This window comes from Salinivibrio sp. VYel1 (assembly GCF_009377945.1).
Classification (GTDB): Bacteria; Pseudomonadota; Gammaproteobacteria; order Enterobacterales; family Vibrionaceae; genus Salinivibrio; species Salinivibrio siamensis.
Genome location: NZ_RSAM01000036.1, coordinates 1 through 675 on the forward strand (window position 1 = coordinate 1; position 675 = coordinate 675).

At 51.9% G+C, this 675-nt stretch carries 1 rRNA gene; it reads left to right on the forward strand.

Features of this window, described 5'->3' with window-relative positions:
* Positions 1–675, forward strand: a 23S ribosomal RNA gene (locus tag EHW58_RS15590); the annotation flags it as partial.

The following is a 675-nucleotide window of genomic DNA, read 5'->3' on the forward strand; positions in this document are numbered from 1 at the left end:
TGGGGTGACCGCGTACCTTTTGTATAATGGGTCAGCGACTTAATGTTAGTAGCAAGGTTAACCGCATAGGGGAGCCGTAGGGAAACCGAGTCTTAACTGGGCGAGTAGTTGCTAGCATTAGACCCGAAACCGAGTGATCTAGCCATGGGCAGGTTGAAGGTTGAGTAACATCAACTGGAGGACCGAACTCACTAACGTTGAAAAGTTAGGAGATGACCTGTGGCTAGGGGTGAAAGGCCAATCAAACTCGGAGATAGCTGGTTCTCCCCGAAAGCTATTTAGGTAGCGCCTCGGACGAATACTACTGGGGGTAGAGCACTGTTAAGGCTAGGGGGTCATCCCGACTTACCAACCCTTTGCAAACTCCGAATACCAGTAAGTACTATCCGGGAGACACACGGCGGGTGCTAACGTCCGTCGTGGAGAGGGAAACAACCCAGACCGCCAGCTAAGGTCCCCAAGTTATCGCTAAGTGGGAAACGATGTGGGAAGGCTCAGACAGCCAGGATGTTGGCTTAGAAGCAGCCATCATTTAAAGAAAGCGTAATAGCTCACTGGTCGAGTCGGCCTGCGCGGAAGATGTAACGGGGCTAAGCGATACACCGAAGCTGCGGCAATGTCCTTATGGATATTGGGTAGGGGAGCGTTGTGTAAGCTGTTGAAGGTGTGCTGAGA